Source organism: Nonomuraea sp. NPDC050790, from assembly GCF_044456745.1.
Lineage (GTDB): Bacteria > Actinomycetota > Actinomycetes > Streptosporangiales > Streptosporangiaceae > Nonomuraea.
On sequence record NZ_JBITGF010000003.1, the window covers coordinates 630,031 to 653,174 of the forward strand.

A 23,144-nucleotide genomic window follows, 5' to 3' on the forward strand; every position below is an offset into this window, starting at 1 on the left:
AACTACGATCAACCACTATGCGGGAGGACGAGGCGGAGCTGGGCGTTCGGCTGCCCTCCGCGCCGATCGGCCCCATGCGCGCGGTGCTGCGGCGCATGGCGCTGGCCATGGGCGTGCTGGCCGCCATGTTCCTGCTGGTCGCGATCGACCTGGACGGCTACCGCGACAACGCCGACGACTCCGTCTCCCTGCTCGACGCCCTGTACTACGTCACCGTCTCGCTCTCCACCACCGGCTACGGCGACATCACCCCGGTCACCGACACCGCGCGGATCGTCAACATCGTGGCGGTGACGCCGCTGCGGGTGGCCTTCCTGGTCATCCTCGTCGGCACCACCCTTGAGGTGCTCACCAGGCGCACCCGCGACGCGTTCCGGATCAGACGCTGGAGGTCCAGGTTGAACGATCACACGCTGGTCATCGGCTTCGGCACCAAGGGCCGCTCGGCGATCCGCACGCTGCTGGAGAACGAGCGGCCCAAGGAGTCGATCGTCGTGATCGACTCCTCCCGCGCCCTGGTCGAGGAGGCCACCGCCGACGGGTTCGCCGGAGTCACCGGCGACGCCACCCGCAGCGAGGTGCTCAACCGCGCCCGCATCCGCACGGCCGCCCAGATCATCATCGCCGTCCAGCGCGACGACACCGCGGCGCTGGTCACGCTCACCGCGCGCAGCCTCAACGCCTCGGCGACCATCGTCGCGGCGGTGCGCGAGGCCGAGAACGACCCGCTGGTCAGGCAGAGCGGCGCCGACGTGGTCATCACCTCCTCCGAGGCGGCCGGCCGGATGCTGGGCGTGGCGACGCAGAGCCCCGCGATCAGCGCGCTCATCGAGGACTTCCTCGTCTTCGGCAAGGGCCTGGACCTGTACGAGCGCGCGGTCACCGCCGAGGAGGTGGGCAAGAAGCCGGCCGACGGCGACGGCATGGTCATCGCCCTGGTCCGCGGCGGTGAGGTGCTGACCTACGCCGACCCTCGGGCCCAGGCCCTGCGGGAGGACGACCGGCTGATCGTCATCCACGTTCCGCGGGTATAGCGAAGCCGTACGGCAGCTCAAGGCGGTGCGCGGCGAGCAGGCCGGGGTCGGCGAGCAGCGCGCGCGTGGGCCCGTCGGCGGCGATCACGCCGCCCGACAGGATCAGCGAGCGCTCGCACAGCTCCAGCGCGTACGGCAGGTCGTGCGTCACCATGAGCACGGTCACGTCCAGCGAGCGCAGGATCTCGGCCAGTTCCCTGCGCGCGGCCGGGTCCAGGTTGGACGACGGCTCGTCGAGCACGAGGATCTCCGGCTCCATGGCCAGCACGGTCGCGACCGCGACCCGCCGCCGCTGGCCGAAGGACAGGTGGTGCGGCGGCCGGTCGGCGAACTCCAGCATCCCCACCCGGTCCAGCGCGTCCTTGACCCGGCGTTCGAGCTCCTCTCCGCGCAGGCCGGCGTTGGCGGGGCCGAAGGCGACGTCGTCGCGGACCGTCGGCATGAACAACTGGTCGTCGGGGTCCTGGAACACCAGGCCGACACGCTGGCGGATCTCCTTGAGCGTGTCCTTGCGCACGGGGGTGCCCGCGACGGTGACGGTGCCGTGCCCGGCGGTGAGGATGCCGTTGAGGTGCATGACGAGCGTGGTCTTGCCCGCGCCGTTGGGCCCGAGCAGCGCGACCCGCTCGCCGCGCGCGACGGCGAGGTCCACCCCGAACAGCGCCTGCGTCCCGTCGGGGTAGGCGTAGGCGAGGTCCTTGACCTCCAGCGAGTGGTTCACAGAACCATCATCCCCAGTACGGCCAGCGCCCCGCCGGGCAGCGCCAGCGCGGTCACCCACTGCCGCGCGCTCGCGGGAAGCTCCTGCACCACCGGCATCCGGCCGTCGTACCCCCGGCTCAGCATCGCCAGGTGCACCCGCTCACCCCGCTCGTAGGAGCGGATGAACAGTGCCCCTGCCGAACGCGCGATGACCGGGATGTGCCGCATGTTGCGCGCCTCGAACCCGCGCGACTCCCTGGCGACCTTCATCCTGCGCATCTCGTCGACGATCACGTCCATGTAGCGCAGCATGAACATGGCGATCTGCACCAGCAGCGACGGCACCCGCAGCCGCTGCGCGCCCATGAGGATCGCCCGCGGCTCCGTCGTCGCGGCCAGCAGGATCGAGGCGACCACGCCGAGCGAGGCCTTGGCCAGGATGTTCCACGCCGCCCAGAGGCCGGGCACGCTCAGCGAGAGGCCGAGCACGGTGATCCGCTCCCCCAGCCCGATGACCGGGATGAGAAAGGCGAACAGCACGAACGGCAGCTCGATCACCATGCGCCGCGCCACGAACGTCACCGGCACCCTCGCCACCGCCGCCACCACCCCGAGCAGCGCCGCGTAGCAGCCGAACGCCCAGAACGCCTCGCGGGGCGTGGCCACCACCACGATCGCGAACGCCAGCACCGCCAGCAGCTTGCACTGCGGCGGCAGCCGGTGCACGGCCGACCCGCCCGGCCGGTAGAGCTGGTGGTGGTGGCCCGCGCCCATGCCTACGCCTCGGTCCTGACCTTACGGCTGCGCACCGCGTACGCGACGCCGGCCGCCACCAGCAGGGTCAGGCCGACCCCGATGATGCCCGCGACCCCGACCGGGATGCCGCCGACCTCGCCGTAGTCGGCCAGCGCCCACGTGCCGAACAGGTGGTCGGCGGCCTGGTCGATGAACCCCTTGTCCTCGGCCACGCGCTCCAGGCCGTCGGGCGAGGAGGAGGCGAAGAAGGAGACCACGCCGGCCAGGATCAGCGTCACGCCGATCCCGCCCAGCACGAACGGCCGCACCCCGGCGCCGGAACCCACCGCCTGCTCGCCCTCGACCTCGGTGGTCGATCCGTCGGCGCCGCGCAGCACGAGCGGCTTGGCCAGGCCGGCCGCGCCGTACACGAGATCGGGGCGGACCGCCAGGACGGCGCCGACGGTCACCGCGGTGATCAGCCCCTCGCCGATGCCGATCAGGACGTGCACGCCGCCCATCGCCGCGGCGACCGTGCCGACGTCGATCGGCGCGGTGCCGCCGATCGCGAACAGCGCCGTGAACGCCAGCGCCGAGGCGGGCACCGAGATGAGCGCGGCCAGGAACGCGGCGACCGTGATCGCGCCCTTGCCGCCGGCGAAGCGAGTGATCAGCCGGAAGACGCCCCAGCCGACCAGAACGGTCACGATGCCCATGATGGTGATGTTCACGCCGAGGGCGGTCAGCCCGCCGTCGGCGAAGAACAGGCCCTGGACCAGCAGCACCACGGCCACGCACAGCACACCCGTGTAGGGGCCGACGAGTATCGCCGCCAGCGCGCCGCCGAGCAGGTGTCCGCTGGTGCCGGCGGCGACCGGGAAGTTCAGCATCTGGACGGCGAAGATGAACGCCGCCACCAGGCCGGCCATGGGCGCGGTCCGGTCGTCGAGCTCACGCCGGGCGCCGCGCAGGCAGACCGCGACCCCCGCTGCCGCGACGACGCCGGCGGAGATGGACACTGCCGCGTTGAAGAAGCCATCGGGTACGTGCACGACTCCTGCCTCTCAGTAAGGAGGGGATAACGTCCTTACGATAGGTCATCGCCTTGCACCTGCACATAGATGGCATTTAGCCAAGAATTCTCCGCAGAATCGCCCTGGGTGTCAGCTTGCGGACGACCGTGCTCAGCCGTCCGCGTCCCGAGGTCGCGTACGGCCGCACGGTGCGCAGCACCGCGCCGCGCCACCACCGGCGCGCCGCGGGCACGCCCACGGCGCCGGTCTCGATGCGGAAGCGCGCGGGCGGCCCGCCGAGCTCCAGCTCCAGGTAGGCGTCCCAGGTGCCGGGCGCGAACCGCCCCACCGCCGGCCGCGCCGCGAAGGCCCCGCCGGGCAGCGCGGTGACGCGCTCGGTCCGCTCGCTGCCCGTGCGCCGTTCCTTCCACACCAGTCCGCGTACGGCTCCCGCCTCCACCGCCGACCCGCCGACCGTGATCTCGCCGTCGAGCAGCAGCCGGTGCCCCAGCCCCCAGCGCGTCCTGGTGATCCGCACGCTGCCCGGCACCGCCAGCACGTGCCCGCCGACGTCCAGGCTGAGGTTGCCGTTGTCCCTCGTGAAGTACGGCAGCGCCACCACGTTGCCGATCAGCCGCGGCGACGGCCTGCCCAGCCCGCCCTCGCGGTTGGCGCCCAGGCGGCCCAGCCGGGTCACCCCCTCCAGCTCGACCGCGACGTAGGCGTCCCACACGCCGGAGGCGAGCTGGGCCGGGTCGATCCGCACGGTGAACGCGCCGTTGTCGCACTCAGCGGGCAGCACCTGCTCGCCGGCCGGGTCGTGCCGGGCACGCAGCACGAGCGAGACGCCGTCGTTGTCGCGCATGCCCTCCAGCCCGGCCGTGCCGGTGACCAGCAGCCGCTCGGCCTCCCACCGCAGCCCGGTCAGCCGCCGCAGCACGGTCGCGCTCTCGATGTCGGCCAGGCGCAGCAGCCGGTCGATGTCGCCGAGTGCGGCCAGGCGCTGGCGGTCGGTGCTGGTGAGCCGCTCGGCCACGCCCGGCGTCAGGTACTCGTCGCACAGCGCCGCCACCTCGGCCGCGATGTCCTTGCGCCGGACGTCGTCGGCCTCCAGGAACGGCGCGCCGAGCTGGGCGAAGGCGTCGAGCCGGAAATGCCGCCTGAGCAGGTGGTCACGCAGCGGGCCCGGCTCGACGTGCCGGGTCATGAGCTCGATCGGGCCCCTGATCATGGTGAGCCAGGAGATGGGGTCGCGGCTGCCGGGCTGCTGCATGATGCTGCTGCCGTCCGGGCGGGCGGTCAGGTGGTAGCAGTCGTAGTCGGCGACGACGGAGATCGTCCCGGCGTGGCAGTAGGCGTGCACGGAGAACTGGATGTCCTCGCCGATGAGCTGGTCCTCGGCGAAGCGGATCGCGTGGCGCTCCAGCATCTCCCTGCGGAACAGCTTGAAGCAGCTCAGGCTGTTGTAGACGGCGCTCTCGCCCAGCTCCACCCGGTCGGCGCTGCGCTGGAACATCGACACGGGCGCGCGCCTGCCATGGCCCACGATGCGGCCGAGGACGATGTCGGAGCCGTTGCGGTCGGCCATCGCGACCATGCGCTCCAGCGCCTCGGCGCCGAGGTAGTCGTCGGCGTCGCAGAAGAAGACGTAGCGGCCGGTGGCGTGTTCGAGGCCGACGTTGCGCGGCCGCCCGGCGCCGCCGGAGCAGGGCTGGTGGACGACCTTGACGATGCTGCGGTGGTAGGCGGCGTAGAGGTCGAGCAGTTCGGCGCTGCCGTCGTCGGAACCGTCGTCGATGACGACGATCTCCTTCTTCACGCGCTGGATCAGCGCCGAGGTCAGGCAGCGGTCCAGGTAGGCCCGGCAGTTGTGGGCCGGGATGATGACGCTGACGTCCGCCGCATCCTCGTCGCACCCCGTTGTCGTATCAGCCACAGCCGCGCCCCTCAGCCGTCACAATCTGCTTGCATTCCGTTTCAGTATGTGACGAGGGACGGCTCTCGCGTGGGCGATCCGGCCTCTTTGGTGCGCCGTTTTCCTCCGCCGCAACCGCCGATATTTCCGGCCATATCCCCTAATGGGCGGCTATGCGGAGCATCGAATTCCGTTCAGGGGCGCTCTTTTTCCACCCGGAGGATAAGAACAACCCCGAAGGGAACAGTGCCCTACCCCCTGGCCGGAGCCGTGATCCACGCTCAAGACTCGCGCGTCTACACTCAGGCAACCTTGACCGGGAGGTGGCAGGTTATGGGAACCAGTCTCTACAAGCAGCTCGTGGCCCAGGCCAAGGTGCTTTACGCGGCCGAGGACGTTCTCGCTTCAGCGCGGCTGAAGGAGCTTTACGCATGTTCGGAACTGCTCCGCCGTACCAGGACCAGGGCTGAGGACATCGTGCTGGAGGCGCGCATGATGCTCGCCGACGCCGAGCGGCAGGGCGACCCCGAGCGGATCGTCGCGCTCAGCGCCCAGGTCGACCAGGCGCGCGCCGCCTACGACAAGGTGCTCGACGCCTACGTCACCCTGTGCTGCCGCATCCACGAAGAGCAGAAGGCACTGCTCGACGAGGGCTTGTCAGGAGTCGCCTGACGTTCTAGTGTCAGGCCATGCCTGACTGGAAAGACAAGCTGCACTGCTCCTTCTGCCACAAGAACGGCACCGAGGTCGCCAAGCTCATCGCCGGGCCCGGAGTCCACATCTGCGACGCCTGCGTGGGCCTGTGCGACCAGATCCTCGAAGAGGAACGGCTGGCCGAGAGCACCGAGCCGCGACTGCCCATGTGGGAGACGATGAGCGAGGACCAGATCCTCGACCACCTGCCGAAGATCGCGGCCGTCCAGGCCCAGATCGACGACAACCTGCGCGACTGGGTGGGCCACCTCCGCGGGCGCAACGTGAGCTGGGAACGCATCGGCGCCGCCCTCAGCATGACCCGGCAGTCGGCCTGGGAGAGATTCAAGGCGCCTTCCTTGTAAACCTGTGTGACTGCTGAGGCGTCTCCCAGCAAAGGGAGGCCCGCATGCGCGTGCTTGACGGCCTCGCGGCACCGGAACTCAGCGACTTGCAGCTGGAGATGGCGCTGATCGCGGTGCTGCACGAAGAGGCAGAACGACTCGCCGCCGAGTGAACGGGCTCCAGCTCCCCGGCCGCCCCGGGGAGCTGGAGCAGGGGCCACCCAACCCACCCAACACACCCGCGCTTGGCCATCCCACGCGTGGACCACCCACCCACGCTCCACCGCTCCACCCACCCACGCTCCGCCGCTCCACCCACCCGCGCGCCCATCCCCCCACCCACGCCATCGCCGTTCCACGCGTGCACCACCCCACCCACCTTCGCCCCCACCACACCCGCGCCCGCCACCCCACCCCAAGCCCCGCCGCTCCCCCACCCTCGCCATCGCCGTTCCACGCCCCACCGCCCCACCCAGCCCTGACCCGCCTTCACCACCCCACCCACACACCGCTTCTCCACCCGCGACTTCGCCACTCCACCCACCCGCGCCTTCGCCGTTCCACGCGCCACCGCCCCACCCACTCAGGTCACCGGTGGCGAACTGGGCTAGGTGGGGTGCGTGGTCCGGTTGCTCAGGGGGTGGGGGTGTGTGGTCCGGCCGCCCAGGTATGGAGCCAGGGCTGGAGGTGGTGGAAGCGCACTCCGGCACCCCAGGCAGCCGGAACCCGCCATTGGCATCCCAAAGCCCCGACCGCAAACCCAAGTCGGGGCCAGAGTCGTGTCGTCAGGCGTTGTCCGAGGCTGTGGCGATCACGTCGTCGAGGACCTCGCGGGAACGGACCAGGTCGGCGATCATCCGGTCGATCCGCTCGCGCTCCAGCGTGAGTTCGTCCACCAACGCCGGAGTGGCGATCGCCGCAGGGCCGCCGTCGGAGTCGCGCATACAGGGCAGCACCCGCGCGATCTTCTTGCTGTGGAGACCGGCGGCGAACAGCTCCTGGATTCGGATCACCCGATCGACCGCGCTCTCGGGATAGTCGCGGTGCCCGCCGGGCGTGCGGCCGGCCACCAGCAGCCCCTGCTGCTCGTAGTAACGCAGCGACCGCTCGCTCACACCGGCCCGTCTGGCCAGTTCGCCGATCCTCATCTCCATCCCCCTCCGCCCTCGATGGTAGGCCCTGTACACCGAACCAAGCGCTTGCTACGCTCCGCCCATGGTCTCCACGATGGTCTGGGGTACCGGCAATGTCGGCCGAGCGGCCATCCGAGCCGTCGAGGCCAACCCGGCCCTGGAACTCGCCGCAGTCATCGTCCACAACCCCGACAAGGTCGGCCAGGACGCCGGGCAGCTCGCCGGCCTCGGCCGCGATCTCGGCGTCACCGCGAGCGCCGACGCCGAAGCGGCGTTGGGGGCCCGGCCGGACGCCGTCGTGTACGCCGCCTCCGGGGAAATCCGCCCGGACGAGGCGCTCGCCGACATCGTCAGGGCCATCCGGGCCGGCGCCGTCGTCGTCACCCCCTCCCTCTACGCCCTCTACGACCAGCGCAACGCCCCACCCGAACTCCGCGACCCCGTGCTGTCGGCCATCGCCGAGGGCGGCGGCTCGCTGTTCGTCTCCGGCGTCGACCCCGGCTGGGGCAACGACGTGCTGCCGCTGCTGATCAGCGGGCTCGGCTCCGTCGTGGACGTCATCCGCTGCCAGGAGATCTTCGACTACTCCACCTACGACCAGGAGGACTCCGTCCGCTACATCGTGGGCATGGGCCAGCCGATGGACTACGAGCCGCCCATGCTCGCGCCCACGATCCCGTCGATGGTCTGGGGCGGGCAGATACGGCTCATGGCCCACGCGCTCGGCGTACAGCTCGACGAGATCCGCGAGAGCGTCGACCGGCGCGCGCTCGACGCGACGGTGAGCACCACGACGATGGGCAAGTTCGAGGCCGGCACGCAGGGCGCCGTCCGCTTCGAGGTGCAGGGAGTCGTCGGCGGCGCGCCCCGCATCGTGATCGAACACGTCACCCGCATCCACGCCTCCTGCGCGCCCGACTGGCCCACGCCGCCGGACGGCGTCGGCGCACACCGCGTGGTCATCGAGGGCCGCCCCCGCATCGAGGTCACCATCGAGGCCACCGACGAGGACGGCAACCGCTCCGCAGGCGGCAACGCCACCGCGGTCGGCAGGCTGATCGGCGCCATCGACTGGCTCCTGGCCGCCGAACCCGGCCTCTACGACGCCCTCGACATCCCCCTCAGGCCGGGAAGACTGACATGAGAACCGACGTTCCCGGCGACGCCGCATCGCCGCCGAGCTCTCGGACCCGGGAAGGCTGACATGAGGATCGACATCCCCGAGGGCAAGGACGCCATCGAGTACGTCTGGGGCGAGATGGTGCCCGGAATCGGCCCGGCCGCCTCCCACTTCTCGCTGTCGGTGTACGCCCACACCACGCTCGGGCTGCGCGAGTTCGAGGCGGCCCGGCTGCGGATCGCACAGATCAACGGCTGCGTCTTCTGCCTGGACTGGCGGACCGAGCGCGACGGGGAGAAGGTCGAGGACACCTTCGCCGACGCCGTGACCGACTGGCGCACCACCGACGCCTTCGACGAGCGCACCCGCCTGGCCGCCGAGTACGCCGAACGCTACGCCGTCGACCACCACTCCCTCGACGAGGACTTCTGGGACCGGATGACGGCCCACTACACCCAGCTCGAGATCGTCGAACTGAGCATGAGCATCGGCTCCTGGCTGGCGTTCGGCCGTCTCAACCGGGTGCTCGGCCTCGACACCGTCTGCAAGCTTCCCAGCGGAGCCTCCCCCGCCAGGAAGTGAGCGCCAGGACCGCGACCCCGAACACCCAAGCACCCCACCCCACCAAAGGCCCCCACGCACAAGCGCCCCGTCCAACCGCAACCCCCCACGCACAAGCGCTCCACCCCACCACAACCCCCCGCGCGCAAACACCCCACCCCACCACAGGCCCCCGCGCACAAACACCCCAGCCCACCACAGGCCCAGACACGCAAGAGCTCCGCCCCACCACAGAGCTGAACGGGCGCCAGCCCCCGCCCGCCACCGAGCGAAACCCGTGCGAGCCCCCGCCCACCGAGCCGACCTGGAGCAGGCCCGCTCGCACCGAGTGATGTAAAGGCGCGAATCCGTCGAGAGTGAGGAGTGATACATGTCGGGTGTCTCCCGTCGTGGCTTCATCGCTGGAACCGGTTCTCTCCTGGGCGCCGCGGTCCTGGCCGGTCGCGCCCCCGCCGCGCGCGCCGCCGTCATCACCTCAGGCGAGCGCGTGCCCGCCCTGGTGATCGGCACCGGGTACGGCGGAGCCGTCGCCGCCCTTCGCCTGGCGGAGGCGGGCGTGGCCGTACACATGGTGGAAATGGGGATGGCGTGGGACACGCCAGGCCCCGATGGCAAGATCTTCTGCAGCACGCTCTCCCCCGACTACCGCTCCTACTGGCTGCGCACGCGCACCAAGGCCCCCCTCAACTACTTCCTCGGCTTCCCCATCGACCGCGACATCCCTCGCTACACGGGCATCCTCGACGCCGAGGAGTTCAGCGGCATCACCGTCTACCAGGGCCGCGGCGTCGGCGGCGGCTCCCTGGTGAACGGCGGCATGGCCGTGACCCCCAAGCGCGAGAACTTCGCCTCGGTGCTCCCCTCCGTGAACGCCGACGAGATGTACGCCACCTACTACCCCCGCGCCAACTCCGGGCTCGGCGTGGGCCTCATCGATCCCGCATGGTTCGACACCACCGCCTGCTATCAGTACTCGCGCGTGGGCCGTAAACACGCGCAGCGCTCGGGCTTCCCGTTCGTCTTCGTTCCCGACGTCTACGACTGGGACTACATGAAGCGGGAGGCAGCGGGCACGGCCACCAAGTCAGCCCTCGCCGGCGAGATCCTCTACGGCAACAACCACGGCAAGAAATCCCTGCAACAGACCTACCTGGCCCGCGCCAGGGCGACCGGCAGGGTCACCATCTCCGCTCTCCACAAGGTCACTTCCGTCACCCCCGCCTCCGGCGGCGGCTACACCGTCGTCATCGATCAGCTCGACACCGGTGGCGCCACCACCGCCACCAAGACCGTCACCGCCGACCGCGTCTTCTTCGCGGCGGGCAGCGTCGGCACCAGCAAGCTTCTGGTGAAGCTGAAGGCCACCGGCGCGTTACCCAACCTGAACAACGAGATCGGCAAGGGCTGGGGCGACAACGGCAACGTCATGTGCGGCCGCGCCAATCACCTGTGGGACCCGACCGGCAAACTCCAGTCGACGATTCCGTGCTCAGGCATAGACAACTGGTCGGCGGGCGGCGCCTTCGCCGAGGTCGCGCCGCTGCCGACGGGAATCGAAACGTTCGCCTCGTTCTATCTCTCGATCACCAAGAACCCGAACAGGGCCGCGTTCACGTGGAACTCCGCGACGAGTTCGGTGGATCTGAGCTGGCAGACTTCCTGGAAACAGCCGTCCATCGACATGGCCAAAACGATCTTCGACAAGATCAACTCGAAAGAGGGCACGATCTACCGGACTGACCTCTTCGGCGTCTACAAGATCTGGGGCGATCATCTCACGTATCACCCGCTCGGCGGAGCCGTACTCAACAAGGCCACCGACAACTACGGGCGGCTGACAGCCTACCCCGGCCTGTACGTCATCGACGGCGCGCTCATCCCAGGCAACACCAGCGTGAACCCGTTCGTCACCATCACCGCACTGGCCGAACGCAACATCGACAGAATCATCGCCACTGATCTCTGATCAAGCCACCCCCGGCCCAGGTTATGAATCTGCAAGATCGCCTGAGCCGGGGGTGTCCGCTATTCCCTTGACCGGGGCCAGCGGATGCCATCATCTTCCCCACCCGCACCACGAGTTCGCAGGTGAATGGCAAGATGCGCCACAAGTGCCATCTGCCCGGAAAGACGTGACACGCCCACTTTCAGCTAGTGCGCGGTGCGTACGACCTTCGTCGTCAGTTCGAAAATGCGCACGATGTTGCCATCGGTGCCGTCTCGGGTCTGCCCAGTATCCCGGAAGACGATCCAGTAGCGGCCCGCGAGATACTCCCGATGCTCCAGTACCCCCGGCTGGGTCCTGACGAAAAGGTCGTCATACTCGTCGCGCAGCGAATCGTTTGGGTCTACCCGAAGATAGATTTCTTCCCTATCCCCCATTTGACCATTTTCGCATGTCAGTGCCGGTGCAAGGTCTGCCCGCCGTACATCTTCCTTGGCATTTCCCGTGCGCACCATCCGCAACGCCGACCACAGTCGGGCTCACCCGCCCGATCACCGACGGGCGGGTGAGCCCTTCTACGCCCTCGGCCGTAACCGCCGGGGTCCCCATCACCGTGAGGAGCCCACCAAACCGCCCAACAACGGCCAGGCAGGACACCCCAGGCGTGTCGTCACCGTACGCGCCCATAGCACCCCCGACCAGACCCAATGCAGAGTTCAATACCCAGCCGGCCTGCTTTTCTCTTTAGAAACCTTCCTAACAGTGACAGCCCATGGGCTTGTCAGTCGAAGTCGAAGATTGAGTGCTTGTCGTAGAAGTGCAGGATGTAACGGCACCTCGTGCAGATCATCAGCGTCATGCGGTGAGAGGTGATCCCCCACCGGCTGTCGAGCCGCCCTTCCTCCTGCTGGAATTCGGTGTTCCGACAGAGGGGGCAGACGAGTTGAGGGCTGGTCATGCCCGGAGAACGCTCAAAAGGGATGCCCGGTTCCGTTGGCCGGCCGTACAAGATCAGTGCCGGCAAGATCATGACGTGAGGTCGCCGGACCCTACCGAGGCGGTGCCCCCTTGCCCCGCAAGGTACCGATCAAAAATGTCGGCCCCGTGGGTCATGCTCAATGGTGCGCCCGTCCTGAGTCATCCGAGGAGTGTCATGGCTGCTACCGGCGACGTCGGATGGTGGATCGTCGGCTATGACGGGTGGTCAGACCTCGATTTGATCCGTGACCGGCTCGCCGCGGGCGCTGATCCCAACTCCGGCGTACGCGACTTCGACAGGCCGCTACACGTCGCGGCCGAGCAGGGATCGCCTGAGGTGGTCGCCGAACTGGCCATGCGGGTTGACGACGTCGACGCCGAACATCGAGGCCGTACCGCGCTGTGGATGGCCGTCTTCGAAGGGCGCGCGGACAACGCCCGAGCCCTTCTCACCGCCGGAGCGGACCCGTGGCGTCCCATGATGGGCGGCTGGTCCCCAGGCCGTCTCAGCCTTGCCGGCCCCACCCCCGGCCTCTTCCCCGCCCCCTCGCCGGAGATCGGCCTGTCCAAGGCCGAGGCCGCCGCCGCGGCAGAAGCCAACCGCCTGATCCCCGCCCTGGGAGACCTCTATCACGACGGCCTGAGCCTCGCCTGCGTGGCCGATATCAGCGCGGCCGAGGCCGCAGCGCGCCTGGAAGCCACACCTGCCGACAACGTGGACATCGACGTGCTTTACGAGGCCCCGTGGAACGTCCCGGATGCCGACATGATCGTCGGCATCACGGATGTGCCCGGCGGCTGCGTCATCGCCCAACCCTGGGGCCCCACCCCGTCCGCACCCGGCGTCATCGAGCGCGTCGCACAGGGCACGGTCTGCTACAGCATGTACTCCAACCCCAAAGGCGGCATCTTCGGCCACCTCGCCCGAGACGGCGCGGTCGTCGCCTGGGAGCCGGACAGCGCCTACATGGTTCCCCCTGACGCTGAGGCCGACAGCATCCTCGCCGCCCACCTCTACCGCGACCACCCTGTGGCGTTCTGCTGCGCCGGCGCAGGACTGCACCTGATGGACGCCCAGCCGATCACCGCACCGGATGCCTGGCTACGCCTGCCCGAACGGGACCGCCAAGCCTGACGTACGAACGTACGCCCCCGTCATCCACGAACAGGCCGCAACGGCGGCGCTGGCGATTCACCGTGTTAGCAAGATCGCCACATTGTCCTGACAAACAGGAAGCCTCTGAACCGAAGACACCCGGTTCAGAGGCTTCACAGCGCAGAGCCGACGAGGGGAATCGAACCCCTGACCTTCTGTTTACAAGACAGATGCTCTGCCGATTGAGCTACGTCGGCACGGCCCACCAGTGTAGACGCTCACCCGCTCCGATGACGAGCCACCTCGTACAAGGTAACCCCAGCCGCCACCCCAGCATTCAACGACTCGGCCGCAGCCCGCATGGGAATCCTGGCCAGCGCATCACACTGCTCCCGTACCAACCGGGACAACCCCTTCCCTTCCGACCCCACCACGACCACCAGCGGCTCGGTGAAGAGCGAGACGTCCGCGATGGAGACATCCCCGGAGCCGTCGAGCCCGACCACGAACAGCCCAGCCTCCCGGTACTCGCGCAGCGCCGCCGTGAGGTTGGCGGCGCGGGCGACGCGGAGGTTGGCGAGGGTTCCGGCGGAGGTCTTCCAGGCGCCGCCGGTCACCCCGGCCGAGCGGCGGGAGGGGATGAGCAGGCCGTGGGCGCCGAAGGCGGTGGCGGAGCGGGCGATCGCGCCCAGGTTGCGGGGGTCGGTGACGCCGTCCAGGGCCACGATCAGCGGGATCTCGGCGGCCTCCTCGGCCAGCGTGACCAGTTCGGCCGGGTGGGCGTAGTCGTAGGCGGGGATCTGGAGGGCGATGCCCTGGTGGACGGCGCCTTCGGTCAGGCGGTCGAGCTTCTCGCGGCTGACCTCCAGCAGGGCGATGCCCTGCTCGGCCGCGATCTTGATGGAGTCGCGGACGCGGTCGTCGTTCTCCATGCGCTGGGCGACGTAGAGGGCGCTGGCGGGGACACCGGCCAGCATCGCCTCCAGGACCGGGTTGCGGCCGCCGATGTACTCGGGGGCGTCCTCCGAGCGGCGCTGGCGGGCCGGCTGCCGGGAGGAGGCGCCGCCCTTGGACTCGCGGGCGATGCGCTCCTCGCGGGACTTGTCCTTGAACCAGTGGCGCATGTGGGCGGGCGGCGTCGCGCCCTTGCCCTCCAGGCTGCGCCGCTTCTGCCCACCGGTGCCCTTGGCCGGGCCCTTCTTCTTCGCCGGTCGACCGGACGCTCTACCACCTGCTGCCATGGGACCAAGGGTACCGGGGGAAATCAGCGCGCCAGTTCCCAGCGCGGGCCGTGCGGGGTGTCCTCGACGACGATGCCGAGGGCGGTGAGCTGGTCGCGGATGGCGTCGGCGGCGGCGTAGTCCTTGCGCTCCCTGGCCGACTTGCGCTGCTCAAGCGCCACCGCCACCAGCGCGTCGACGACGGGCTTGAGGTCGGAGCCGCCGGTGCGCCACTGGGGCGAGCGGGGGTCGAGGCCGAGGACGTCCAGCATGTTCTGGGTCTCGGCCAGCAGGCGGGCCACCGCCTCCTTGTCGCCCTTGGACAGCGCGACGTTGCCCTCCCTGACGACCTCGTGGATGACGGCCACGGCCTGCGGGGTGCCGAGGTCGTCGTTGAGGGCGTCGACGAACGCCTGGGGAAGGGGCGCGTCGGCGTCCACGTCGTGGATGACCTCCGCGGCCCTGGTCACGAAGCCCTCGATGCGCTGGTACGCCGCTGCCGCCTCCAGCAGCGCCTCCTCCGAGTAGTCGATGGAGGAGCGGTAGTGCGGCACGGCCAGGTAGTAGCGCAGCTCGACCGGCCGCACCTTCTTCACCAGGTCGGGGATGAGCAGCGAGTTGCCCAGCGACTTGCTCATCTTCTCGGCGCCGATCTTGAGCATGCCGTTGTGCATCCAGTAGCGGGCGAAGCCGTCTCCGGCGGCCTGCGACTGGGCGATCTCGTTCTCGTGGTGCGGGAAGATCAGGTCGAGCCCGCCGCCGTGGATGTCGAAGGTGGGGCCGAGGTACTTGGTGACCATGGCCGAGCACTCCAGGTGCCAGCCGGGCCGCCCGGGTCCGAACGGCGTCGGCCAGGTCGGCTCGCCCGGCTTCTCGCCCTTCCACAGGGCGAAGTCGCGCGGGTCGCGCTTGTGGGAGTCGTCGTCGCAGTCGAAGGCGGGCCGCATGTTCTCCAGCCGCTGGTTCGACAGCGAGCCGTAGCGGTCGGCGTAGGAGCGCACGTCGAAGTAGACGTCGCCGCCCGAGGCGTAGGCGTGGCCGCGCTCGATCAGCCGCTCCATCAGCGTGATCATCTCGGGCACGTGGCCGGTGGCGCGCGGCTCGACGGTGGGCGGAAGGCAGCCCAGCGTGTCGTAGGCCCAGGTGAAGGCGCGCTGGTTGCGCTCGGCCACGACGAACCAGGGCACGCCCTCCTCGGCCGACACCCTGATGATCTTGTCGTCGATGTCGGTGACGTTGCGGCAGAAGGTCACGTCGTAGCCGGAGCGCGTCAGCCAGCGCCTGAGCACGTCGAAGTTGACGCCGGAACGGATGTGACCGACGTGCGGAGGCGCCTGCACGGTGGCCCCACACAGGTAAATCGACGCCCGGCCGGCTTCGACCGGAACGAATTCACGGATGGCGCGCGTGCTGGTGTCGTAAAGGTGCAGGCTCACGGAAGAAAGGCTAACGCCTCGGGTGGTGTCGCAGGCCGACAATCAGCCTCTGAGAAAGACCTTCTCCGGACGTACCCGGACGATCAGCCGCTCCGCGCCCGCGTGCTCCTTCCAGGGCCCGCCGGTGTATTTGCGGGAAAGCTCCTGAATGAGGTCGCCCGACGGGTCGTCCTCCAGCGTGACCGCGCCGCGCACCTCGGCGTAGCGGAACGGGTTGTCCGGGTCGATGACGAGAATGCTGGTGCGGGGGTCGCGCAGGTAGTTGCGCGGCTTGCGCCGCCCCTTGATGGTCGAGAACAGGATGTCGTCGCCGTCCGTGCGCACCCAGATGACCGACGACTGCGGCCCGCCGTCCGGATTGATGCTGGTCACGGTGGCGTAGTTGGGGCCGTCGAACAGCCTGCGCACCTCGTCGGACAGCTCTGCCATGGAATCTCCCTTGATCGCTTGCTCTCACCCATTCTTCTGTAGTCTCGAAAACGCCATGGAAGTGACTCCCCCCTCCACGTTGCGCCGCCTGGGCCTCGCCCTCGCCGGACTCGCGGTGGCCGCCCTGACCGGCGCCGCCTGTGCCCTTTCCTTCGACGACCTGCGCGAACTGGCCATCCTCGGCGAGGCCAGGCCCGATCTCGCGTTCCTGTATCCGGCCGCGTTCGACGCGGTGCTCGCGGTCGCGCTGATCGCCGTCCTGCTGCTGCGCGCGGCCCGCCCGCTGGTGCGCGCCCAGGCCGCGGCGGCGCTCGTGCTGCTGATCGTCGCGGCCGCGGCGGTCAACGTCGCGACGGCGCTGCGCTTCTCCTTCGACGTACGGCAGGCCGCCCTGGGCGTGGCCCTCGCCCCCTGGATCATGCTGGCCGTGGCGCTGTGGTTGTGGCTGCTCCTGATCAAGCACGTGCAGGCGCGACGCGGCGCCGTACCGGAGGAGGCGGAGCCCGAACCGGACATCGTGCCCTTCCACCGACCCGAGCCACAGAAGCAGGAGGAGGAGCAGCCGCCACCGCTGTCGGAGCGCGTCACCCGCTGGTCGGCCCCAGAGCCAAAACCGGAACCGGAGCCAAAACCGGAACCGGAGGCAAAACCGGAACCGGAACCGGAGCCGGACCCGGAGCCCCAACCAGAGCCCGAGCCCGAGCCCGAACCGGAGCCCGAGCCGGAGAAGCCGGAACCCCAGCCCGTCCGCTGGGGTGATCGGGTCAAGCCGACCGACGTGCTCGTCCACCCCAGAACCCCCGAGGTCACCGACCGCGACGCCGACACCCAGCCGGTGCGGGTGTTCAGGGAGGAAGAGGAGGAGGAGACCCCCGACCCCGGCCACGGCCCGGAACAGGCCGACGAGAGCGAGCGCGAGGAGTCTCCCGCCCCCTCGGGACGCATGCGAAGCACCCCGTTACCTCCCGAGGAATGAAAGTTTGACCGTATGCTCACAGCCCCCTGACGTAGATGGGGGAATCAGCCACCCGTGGCGATCATGTCGTGGGTACCGGTCCCCGAGGGAACTGATTTCCCTCTCCTCAACCTGCCGTTCGGCGTGTTCTCACGCCGCGGCGAGCTTCCACGGGTGGGGGTGGCGATCGGCGACTACGTCATCGACATGCACCTGCTCACAACACAGGGTTCTCTGCCGCCGGCGTACTGGTTCGCCAGCGGCACGCTCAACTCCTTCCTGGCCGCGGGGCCGAGGGTGTGGCACAAGGTCCGCGCCGAGCTGCTCGAACTGCTCACCGACGAGCGCCGCAGGCCGCACATCATCCCGGCGCTGACGCCGCTGAAGGAGGTGCGGCTGCACCTGCCGATCAACGTGGCGGACCTGATGCTGTTCCAGACCTCGCTGGAGCACGCCACGAACGTGGGCCGCATGTTCATGCCGCCCGAGCGCGACCCGCTGCCCCGCACGTGGCGGCAGATGCCCGTCGGCCAGTACGGCAGGGCCGCCGCCGTCACCGTCTCCGGGACGCCGGTCGTGCGCCCGAGCGGCCAGCTCCGCGACGGCCAGGTGGGCCCGACGGCCAAGCTGGACCTGTCGGCCGAGATCGGATACGTGGTCGGGACGCCGTCGGCGCCGCCGTACCCCTTGGCCACGGCCGACTTCCCCGCCCACGTCTTCGGCGCGGTGCTGGTGAACGCGTGGCGGGCCTGGGACCTGATGGCCTGCGAGGCGCGCCCGATGGGCCCGTTCCTGGGGCAGGCGTTCATGGTGTCGATCTCGCCGTGGGTGGTGCCGCTGTCGGCCCTCAACCACGCGCGCACGGCCCAGCCGATCCAGGACCCCGAGCCCTCGGCCTACCTGACGATCAAGGAGGACGCCGCCGTCAAGGCCGAGCTGGACATCCGGCTGAACGGCCAGACGATCGGCAGGCCGAACTACAAGGGCCAGTACTGGACCGGAGCCCAGATGCTCGCGCACGCCGCTGTGACGGGCGCTCCGGTGCGCACGGGCGATCTTCTGACCACGGGACCCGTCGGGGGCGCCAGCACGCTCCTGGACCTCACCTGGAACGGCAGAGACCCGCTCGGGATGCCTGACGGCTCCGAGCGGGTCTTCTTGCGGGACGGCGACGCGGTGCGCATCACCGCCTCCGTCCCCGCGGCCGATGGGTCGCGCCTGGGGTTCGGCTCGGTCGCGGGGACCGTCTATCCCGCCGTCTAGGTTCTGCTGCCCCGGCGCAGCCCCGCGACGAGGCCGACGCCGACGACCGCCAGGACCACCTGCATCACCAGCTCGATCCAGTCGATGCCGCGGGTGGTCTCCACGCCGAGCACCTGGGCGATGAGCGTGCCGACCAGGGCTGCGACGATGCCTACGACGATGGTGAGGATCCACCCGATGGGCTGCCTGCCAGGAATCAGCAGGCGGCCGATTGCGCCTATCACCGCGCCGATCACAATGGCGCCGAGGATGGACTCGATGGTCATGTGGGCACCTCCCAGTGAACGTGAGCTCTTCACGCTCAGGGAGGCACGCCTACCCCGACGCCGGCGAATATGCCTAAGCGACCGGACCTGAAGTTCCCGAGCCGCGACCGGCCTGCATGCGGGCGATCAGCCAGACGCCGAGAACGGCGAGGGCGAGCTGGAGGATGTGCTCGAGCCAGTCGATGCCGCGGGTGTCGGCCCAGCCGAACACGTGGGCGATCAGCGTGCCCAGCAGCGCGGCCACGATGCCGACGATGAGGGTCAGGCCCATGGACATGTTCTGCTTGCCGGGCACCAGCAGCCGGCCGAGCGCGCCGACGATGGCACCGATGACGATCGCCGAGACGATGGCTCCGATCATGACAAGGTCCCCCCAGATCCACTTGCCGCTTCACAAAGGGTTTACCCGACAACACGGAGAGCTACGCATGGGAAGCGCGGCGGTCCGTACCGCGCCAGTGACGGACCGCCGCACTCCTGAGCCGGGATACCCTCAACGCATCCCGACATAAGACGCCTTACGGCTACGTAAGGTTCACCACGAGAGCCGTGGCGATCGCACCGATTCCCTCGCCCCTGCCGGTGAAGCCGAGCCCGTCGGTCGTCGCCGCCGAGACGCTCACCGGGGCGCCCACGATCGCGCTGAGGACCTTCTCCGCCTCCGCGCGCCGCGGGGCCAGCTTGGGCCGGTTTCCGACCACCTGGACGGCCACGTTGCCGATCTGGAAGCCCTCCGCGCGCACCCGGCGCACGGTCTCCTCCAGCAGCGCCGCGCCCGAGGCGCCCGCCCAGCGCGGGTCGGAGGTGCCGAAGACGGCGCCGAGGTCGCCCATGCCGGCCGCCGACAGCAGCGCGTTGCAGGCCGCGTGGGCGACCGCGTCGGCGTCGGAGTGGCCGTCGAGCCCGGTCTCGCCCGGCCAGTGCAGGCCGGCGAGATACAGTTCCCGCCCAGATGCGAACGGGTGGACGTCGATACCGACGCCCACCCGGGGAAGTTGCGCGTTCAGGAGTTGAGAACCTCGTCGAGCAGGGCCTCGGCCTTGTCCTCATTGGTCTTCTCGGCGAGTGCGAGCTCGCTCACGAGAATCTGCCTGGCCTTGGCGAGCATGCGCTTCTCACCCGCGGAAAGGCCGCGCTCGCGGTCCCTCCGCCACAGGTCCCGAACCACCTCGGCGACCTTGTTGACATCACCGGAAGCGAGCTTCTCGAGATTGGCCTTGTAACGGCGAGACCAGTTGGTCGGCTCCTCGGTGTGCGGCATCCGAAGAACGTCGAAAACCCGCTCGAGGCCTTCCTGGCCGACAACATCACGTACGCCGACAAGTTCTGCGTTTTCTGCTGGCACCTGGACGGTTAGGTCGCCCTTGTCGACCTTGAGCACCAGGTAGGTCTTTTCCTCACCCTTGATGGTTCGGGTCGTGATTGCTTCGATCCGAGCAGCCCCATGGTGGGGGTAGACGACAGTGTCGCCGACCTGGAAAGTCATGTGACAAGTACCCCTTCCGCTGTACTCCAGGGTACCACGCATCCACAGCCTCCCGGAACAGTGAAATCATCATAACTGCAGGTCAAAGCCGCATATTAGGGGTTGACATCCCTTCAACTCTGTGAATCACAAATGCTGACATACCGAATGACCTGCGGGGGTGCGGATATGACCATGGAATAGGCCGGATATGGTGGGCGCTGCCCACTCACACGCACGCGCGAGACCTAGGAGTTACCCCCGTGACCAGCCGTCGCTGGATTGTCGCCGCCGCCGCGTTCCTCGCGGCCCCCGTGCTGGCCGGCTGTGCCGCTGGGTTCGACGCCAACACCAACAAGCCGTACGCACCCGTCGAGGCCGGTGCCCTCATCGAGAACGGCGCGTACGGCGCCCGCGGCGTCCAGATCCCCCAGGCATTCATCCTCGGCCCCGACGCGGGCGCACAGCTCGCCCAGGGCGGCCAGGCGCCCGTCTACCTCAACGTGGTCAGCCAGGCCGGCGACTCGATCCAGGCCGTCAACTCCGACGTCGGCGCGGCCAAGCTGGCGGCGCCCGTCAACATCCCGGCCGGCGTGCTCACCAGCACGGGCAAGCCGACGCCCCAGATCATCATCCAGGGCCTGTCCAAGCCGCTCCACGGCGGCGAGAGCGTGCGCCTGTCCATCCAGTTCGCCAAGGCGGGCCAGGTGGAGATGCACGTGCCCGTGGTGACCCGCAGCCGCGAGTTCGCCGCCTACCCGGCGGCCCCGGGCGCCACTCCCGCGCCCACGCCGACGCCGTCGGCCAGCCACTCGGCCACCACCGGCGGCCACTAGAAGCCTCCACTCCGGTACGGCGGGCGGCCCGCCGTACCGGAGAAGGTCACTCCTCGACGGCGTCGAACTTGTAGCCGAGACCCCGCACCGTCAGGATGCAGCGGGGGTTGGACGGGTCGGCCTCGATCTTGGCCCGCAGCCGCTTCACGTGCACGTCGAGCGTCTTGGTGTCGCCCACGTAGTCGGCGCCCCACACGCGGTCGATGAGCTGCCCGCGGGTCAGCACCCGGCCGGCGTTGCGCAGCAGCACCTCAAGTAGCTCGAACTCCTTCAGCGGCAGCTGGATCTGCTCGCCGCGCACCGCGACCACGTGCCGGTCGACGTCCATGCGGACCGGGCCGACCGCCAGCACGGCGCTCTCCAGCTCCTCCACGACGTCACCCTGGCGGCGCAGCACGGCCCGGATGCGGGCGACGAGCTCGCGGGAGGAAAAGGGCTTGGTGACGTAGTCGTCGGCGCCCAGCTCCAGCCCCACCACCTTGTCGATCTCACTGTCCTTGGCGGTGAGCATGATGACCGGGACCTTGGAGCGCTGGCGCAGCGAGCGGCAGACCTCGGTGCCGGGCAGTCCGGGGAGCATCAGGTCGAGCAGGACCAGGTCGGCGCCGTTGCGGTCGAAGGTGTCCAGCGCTTCGGGGCCGGTCGCGGCGACGGAGACCTCGAAGCCCTCCTTGCGGAGCATGTACGAAAGGGCGTCGGAGAACGACTCCTCATCCTCAACTACGAGAACTCGGGTCATTGGACTGCCTCCAGGGGAATCGAGGGTGGTACAGCTACCGCCGTCCCGCCGAACGCGGGCAGGCGGAGGGTGAAGGTCGAGCCGGAGCCTTCCTTGCTCCACACGGACACCTCGCCCGCGTGGGCGACGGCGACGTGCTTGACGATGGCCAGGCCCAGGCCGGTGCCGCCGGTCGCGCGCGAGCGGGCGGCGTCGACGCGGAAGAAGCGCTCGAAGATGCGCTCCAGAGCCTCTTCCGGGATGCCGATGCCCTGGTCGCTCACGCTGATCTCGACGGAGTCGCCGGCCGGCCTGACGCTGACGACGACCCTGGTGTGCTCGGGGCTGTAGGCGATGGCGTTGGAGATGAGGTTGCGCAGGGCGGTGACGAGGAGTTCGTCGTCGCCCCAGATGCGCAGCCCTTCCGTGCCGCCGGAGACGAGGGTGATGTCCTTGGCGACGGCCTTGGTGTTGCAGTGGTCTATGGCGTCGTTGACGGCCTCGTCGATGGCGACCTGGCCGGGGGTGGGGATGGGTTCGGCGCCCTGGATCCTGCTGAGCGTGATCAGGTCCTGGACGAGGTAGGTGAGCCTGGCCGCCTCGTGCTGCATGCGGCCGGCGAAGCGGGTGACGGCCTCGGGGTCGTCGGCGGCGTCCTGGATGGTCTCGGCCAGCAGGCTGAGCGCGCCGACGGGGGTCTTGAGCTCGTGGCTGACGTTGGCGACGAAGTCGCGGCGCACCGCCTCGACCCTGCGGCGCTCGGTCTGGTCCTCGGCCAGCACCAGGACCTGCCCGTGGGAGCCCAGCGGGGCCACGCGCACGGCGAAGCAGGTGGTCTCCTGGCCGAACTTGTGCCCGGCCACGTCGATCTCGCTCTCCCTGATCTCGCCGTCGCGGCGGACCTGGCGGGCGAGCGCGAGGAGTTCGGCGGCCATGAGCCGGTCGCCCTTGACCAGCCCGAAGGCGCGGGCGGCGGAGCTGGCGCGCAGCACCCGGTCGTGGGCGTCGAGGACGACGGCGGAGGAGGGCAGCACCGCGAGGACCGAGGCGACGCCCTGCGGCAGGGCACCGGTCTCGTTGTCGTCGGTGTCCTCGTCTCTGGCGCGCGTCTCGATCTGGTTGCGATAGAAGAGGACGGCCACGGCTCCCACGACGAAGCCGGCCAGGGCCGCGAAGCTCAGGGCCATCTCACTCATGTCTTCGATGGTAGGTGGCCCGGCAGGCGCAGCAGACCCTTCCACCTGCGGATGAACGGTCCTTTCCCGGAAAGTTCACCTTGCGGTCGGG

The 23,144-nt window shown here is 69.4% G+C and carries 26 protein-coding genes and 1 tRNA gene; 10 read left to right on the forward strand and 17 right to left on the reverse strand.

What is annotated here, in order from left to right; genetic code table 11:
* Window positions 1-17 precede the first annotated feature (17 nt).
* Entirely contained in the window at window positions 18-1,034 is a 1,017-nt protein-coding gene (locus tag ACIBEJ_RS17855; RefSeq protein ID WP_397183819.1) for a potassium channel family protein, read from the forward strand.
* Here ACIBEJ_RS17855 and ACIBEJ_RS17860 read toward each other — a convergent pair.
* From ACIBEJ_RS17860 to ACIBEJ_RS17875, 4 genes are all read right to left on the reverse strand, one after another.
* A complete protein-coding gene (locus ACIBEJ_RS17860) occupies window positions 1,012-1,755 on the reverse strand; it encodes an energy-coupling factor ABC transporter ATP-binding protein (RefSeq protein ID WP_397183820.1) in 744 nt (247 codons plus the stop codon). The genes ACIBEJ_RS17855 and ACIBEJ_RS17860 overlap by 23 nt on opposite strands.
* Entirely contained in the window at window positions 1,752-2,510 is a 759-nt protein-coding gene (gene cbiQ, locus ACIBEJ_RS17865) for a cobalt ECF transporter T component CbiQ (protein WP_397183821.1), read from the reverse strand. The genes ACIBEJ_RS17860 and cbiQ overlap by 4 nt, the downstream gene beginning before the upstream one ends.
* 2 nt (window positions 2,511-2,512) lie before the next feature.
* The gene (locus ACIBEJ_RS17870) at window positions 2,513-3,523 is read right to left on the reverse strand and encodes an energy-coupling factor ABC transporter permease (RefSeq protein ID WP_397183822.1); all 1,011 of its coding nucleotides are present in this window, start codon (window positions 3,521-3,523) and stop codon (window positions 2,513-2,515) included.
* A gap of 76 nt (window positions 3,524-3,599) precedes the next feature.
* Window positions 3,600-5,420, reverse strand: coding sequence for a glycosyltransferase family 2 protein (locus ACIBEJ_RS17875; RefSeq protein WP_397183823.1), 1,821 nt, complete (start codon window positions 5,418-5,420; stop codon window positions 3,600-3,602).
* A 312-nt stretch (window positions 5,421-5,732) separates the two neighbouring features.
* Here ACIBEJ_RS17875 and ACIBEJ_RS17880 point away from each other — a divergent pair, with 312 nt between their 5' ends.
* Together ACIBEJ_RS17880 and ACIBEJ_RS17885 are read left to right on the forward strand one after the other, a co-directional pair.
* Entirely contained in the window at window positions 5,733-6,071 is a 339-nt protein-coding gene (locus ACIBEJ_RS17880) for a hypothetical protein (RefSeq protein WP_397183824.1), read from the forward strand.
* A 17-nt stretch (window positions 6,072-6,088) separates the two neighbouring features.
* Window positions 6,089-6,457, forward strand: coding sequence for a ClpX C4-type zinc finger protein (locus tag ACIBEJ_RS17885; RefSeq protein ID WP_397183825.1), 369 nt, complete (start codon window positions 6,089-6,091; stop codon window positions 6,455-6,457).
* Between the two features lie 764 nt (window positions 6,458-7,221).
* Here ACIBEJ_RS17885 and ACIBEJ_RS17890 read toward each other — a convergent pair.
* Window positions 7,222-7,584, reverse strand: coding sequence for a MerR family transcriptional regulator (locus ACIBEJ_RS17890; RefSeq protein ID WP_397183826.1), 363 nt, complete (start codon window positions 7,582-7,584; stop codon window positions 7,222-7,224).
* A gap of 67 nt (window positions 7,585-7,651) precedes the next feature.
* Here ACIBEJ_RS17890 and ACIBEJ_RS17895 point away from each other — a divergent pair, with 67 nt between their 5' ends.
* From ACIBEJ_RS17895 to ACIBEJ_RS17905, 3 genes are all read left to right on the forward strand, one after another.
* Window positions 7,652-8,713: a dihydrodipicolinate reductase gene (locus ACIBEJ_RS17895; RefSeq protein ID WP_397183827.1), complete on the forward strand. Its 1,062-nt coding sequence runs from the start codon at window positions 7,652-7,654 to the stop codon at window positions 8,711-8,713.
* Window positions 8,714-8,773: 60 nt separating this feature from the next.
* Window positions 8,774-9,271 (forward strand): carboxymuconolactone decarboxylase family protein, encoded by a 498-nt coding sequence (locus tag ACIBEJ_RS17900; protein ID WP_397183828.1) that lies wholly within the window; start codon window positions 8,774-8,776, stop codon window positions 9,269-9,271.
* Between the two features lie 349 nt (window positions 9,272-9,620).
* Window positions 9,621-11,216, forward strand: coding sequence for a GMC oxidoreductase (locus ACIBEJ_RS17905; protein WP_397183829.1), 1,596 nt, complete (start codon window positions 9,621-9,623; stop codon window positions 11,214-11,216).
* A gap of 185 nt (window positions 11,217-11,401) precedes the next feature.
* On the opposite strand, the gene ACIBEJ_RS17910 is transcribed toward ACIBEJ_RS17905, so the two are convergent.
* Together ACIBEJ_RS17910 and ACIBEJ_RS17915 are read right to left on the reverse strand one after the other, a co-directional pair.
* Window positions 11,402-11,716: a hypothetical protein gene (locus ACIBEJ_RS17910; protein ID WP_397184337.1), complete on the reverse strand. Its 315-nt coding sequence runs from the start codon at window positions 11,714-11,716 to the stop codon at window positions 11,402-11,404.
* Between the two features lie 260 nt (window positions 11,717-11,976).
* On the reverse strand, window positions 11,977-12,219 hold the full coding sequence (locus ACIBEJ_RS17915; RefSeq protein WP_397183830.1) for a hypothetical protein: 243 nt from the start codon (window positions 12,217-12,219) through the stop codon (window positions 11,977-11,979).
* A gap of 69 nt (window positions 12,220-12,288) precedes the next feature.
* Between ACIBEJ_RS17915 and ACIBEJ_RS17920 the strand changes: the two genes are divergently transcribed.
* Complete coding sequence (locus ACIBEJ_RS17920) at window positions 12,289-13,308, forward strand: ankyrin repeat domain-containing protein (protein WP_397183831.1); 1,020 nt, start codon at window positions 12,289-12,291, stop codon at window positions 13,306-13,308.
* Window positions 13,309-13,453: 145 nt separating this feature from the next.
* Here ACIBEJ_RS17920 and ACIBEJ_RS17925 read toward each other — a convergent pair.
* From ACIBEJ_RS17925 to ACIBEJ_RS17940, 4 genes are all read right to left on the reverse strand, one after another.
* Window positions 13,454-13,526: transfer RNA gene (locus ACIBEJ_RS17925), tRNA-Thr, on the reverse strand.
* Between the two features lie 21 nt (window positions 13,527-13,547).
* Window positions 13,548-14,510 carry a 23S rRNA (guanosine(2251)-2'-O)-methyltransferase RlmB gene (gene rlmB, locus ACIBEJ_RS17930; RefSeq protein WP_397183832.1) on the reverse strand — a complete coding sequence of 321 codons (963 nt, stop codon included), beginning with the start codon at window positions 14,508-14,510 and terminating at the stop codon, window positions 13,548-13,550.
* A gap of 23 nt (window positions 14,511-14,533) precedes the next feature.
* Window positions 14,534-15,925, reverse strand: a complete 1,392-nt coding sequence (gene cysS, locus ACIBEJ_RS17935; RefSeq protein WP_397183833.1) for a cysteine--tRNA ligase — start codon at window positions 15,923-15,925, stop codon at window positions 14,534-14,536.
* A gap of 42 nt (window positions 15,926-15,967) precedes the next feature.
* Window positions 15,968-16,354, reverse strand: a complete 387-nt coding sequence (locus ACIBEJ_RS17940) for a PPOX class F420-dependent oxidoreductase (protein WP_397183834.1) — start codon at window positions 16,352-16,354, stop codon at window positions 15,968-15,970.
* A gap of 55 nt (window positions 16,355-16,409) precedes the next feature.
* On the opposite strand from ACIBEJ_RS17940, the gene ACIBEJ_RS17945 reads away from it, so the two are divergent.
* Window positions 16,410-17,330: a DUF2637 domain-containing protein gene (locus ACIBEJ_RS17945; RefSeq protein WP_397183835.1), complete on the forward strand. Its 921-nt coding sequence runs from the start codon at window positions 16,410-16,412 to the stop codon at window positions 17,328-17,330.
* A gap of 63 nt (window positions 17,331-17,393) precedes the next feature.
* Window positions 17,394-18,572 (forward strand): fumarylacetoacetate hydrolase family protein, encoded by a 1,179-nt coding sequence (locus ACIBEJ_RS17950; RefSeq protein ID WP_397183836.1) that lies wholly within the window; start codon window positions 17,394-17,396, stop codon window positions 18,570-18,572.
* Here ACIBEJ_RS17950 and ACIBEJ_RS17955 read toward each other — a convergent pair.
* From ACIBEJ_RS17955 to ACIBEJ_RS17970, 4 genes are all read right to left on the reverse strand, one after another.
* On the reverse strand, window positions 18,569-18,838 hold the full coding sequence (locus ACIBEJ_RS17955; protein WP_397183837.1) for a GlsB/YeaQ/YmgE family stress response membrane protein: 270 nt from the start codon (window positions 18,836-18,838) through the stop codon (window positions 18,569-18,571). The genes ACIBEJ_RS17950 and ACIBEJ_RS17955 overlap by 4 nt on opposite strands.
* A 73-nt stretch (window positions 18,839-18,911) precedes the next feature.
* A complete protein-coding gene (locus tag ACIBEJ_RS17960) occupies window positions 18,912-19,199 on the reverse strand; it encodes a GlsB/YeaQ/YmgE family stress response membrane protein (protein WP_397183838.1) in 288 nt (95 codons plus the stop codon).
* Between the two features lie 163 nt (window positions 19,200-19,362).
* On the reverse strand, window positions 19,363-19,824 hold the full coding sequence (ispF, locus tag ACIBEJ_RS17965; protein WP_397183839.1) for a 2-C-methyl-D-erythritol 2,4-cyclodiphosphate synthase: 462 nt from the start codon (window positions 19,822-19,824) through the stop codon (window positions 19,363-19,365).
* A 17-nt stretch (window positions 19,825-19,841) separates the two neighbouring features.
* Window positions 19,842-20,324, reverse strand: coding sequence for a CarD family transcriptional regulator (locus ACIBEJ_RS17970; RefSeq protein WP_030451583.1), 483 nt, complete (start codon window positions 20,322-20,324; stop codon window positions 19,842-19,844).
* Window positions 20,325-20,566: 242 nt separating this feature from the next.
* Between ACIBEJ_RS17970 and ACIBEJ_RS17975 the strand changes: the two genes are divergently transcribed.
* Complete coding sequence (locus ACIBEJ_RS17975) at window positions 20,567-21,139, forward strand: copper chaperone PCu(A)C (protein WP_397183840.1); 573 nt, start codon at window positions 20,567-20,569, stop codon at window positions 21,137-21,139.
* Between the two features lie 46 nt (window positions 21,140-21,185).
* On the opposite strand, the gene ACIBEJ_RS17980 is transcribed toward ACIBEJ_RS17975, so the two are convergent.
* Window positions 21,186-21,878 (reverse strand): response regulator, encoded by a 693-nt coding sequence (locus tag ACIBEJ_RS17980; RefSeq protein ID WP_397183841.1) that lies wholly within the window; start codon window positions 21,876-21,878, stop codon window positions 21,186-21,188.
* Window positions 21,875-23,053, reverse strand: a complete 1,179-nt coding sequence (locus ACIBEJ_RS17985) for a sensor histidine kinase (RefSeq protein ID WP_397183842.1) — start codon at window positions 23,051-23,053, stop codon at window positions 21,875-21,877. The genes ACIBEJ_RS17980 and ACIBEJ_RS17985 overlap by 4 nt, the downstream gene beginning before the upstream one ends.
* Between the last annotated feature and the right edge of the window lie 91 nt (window positions 23,054-23,144).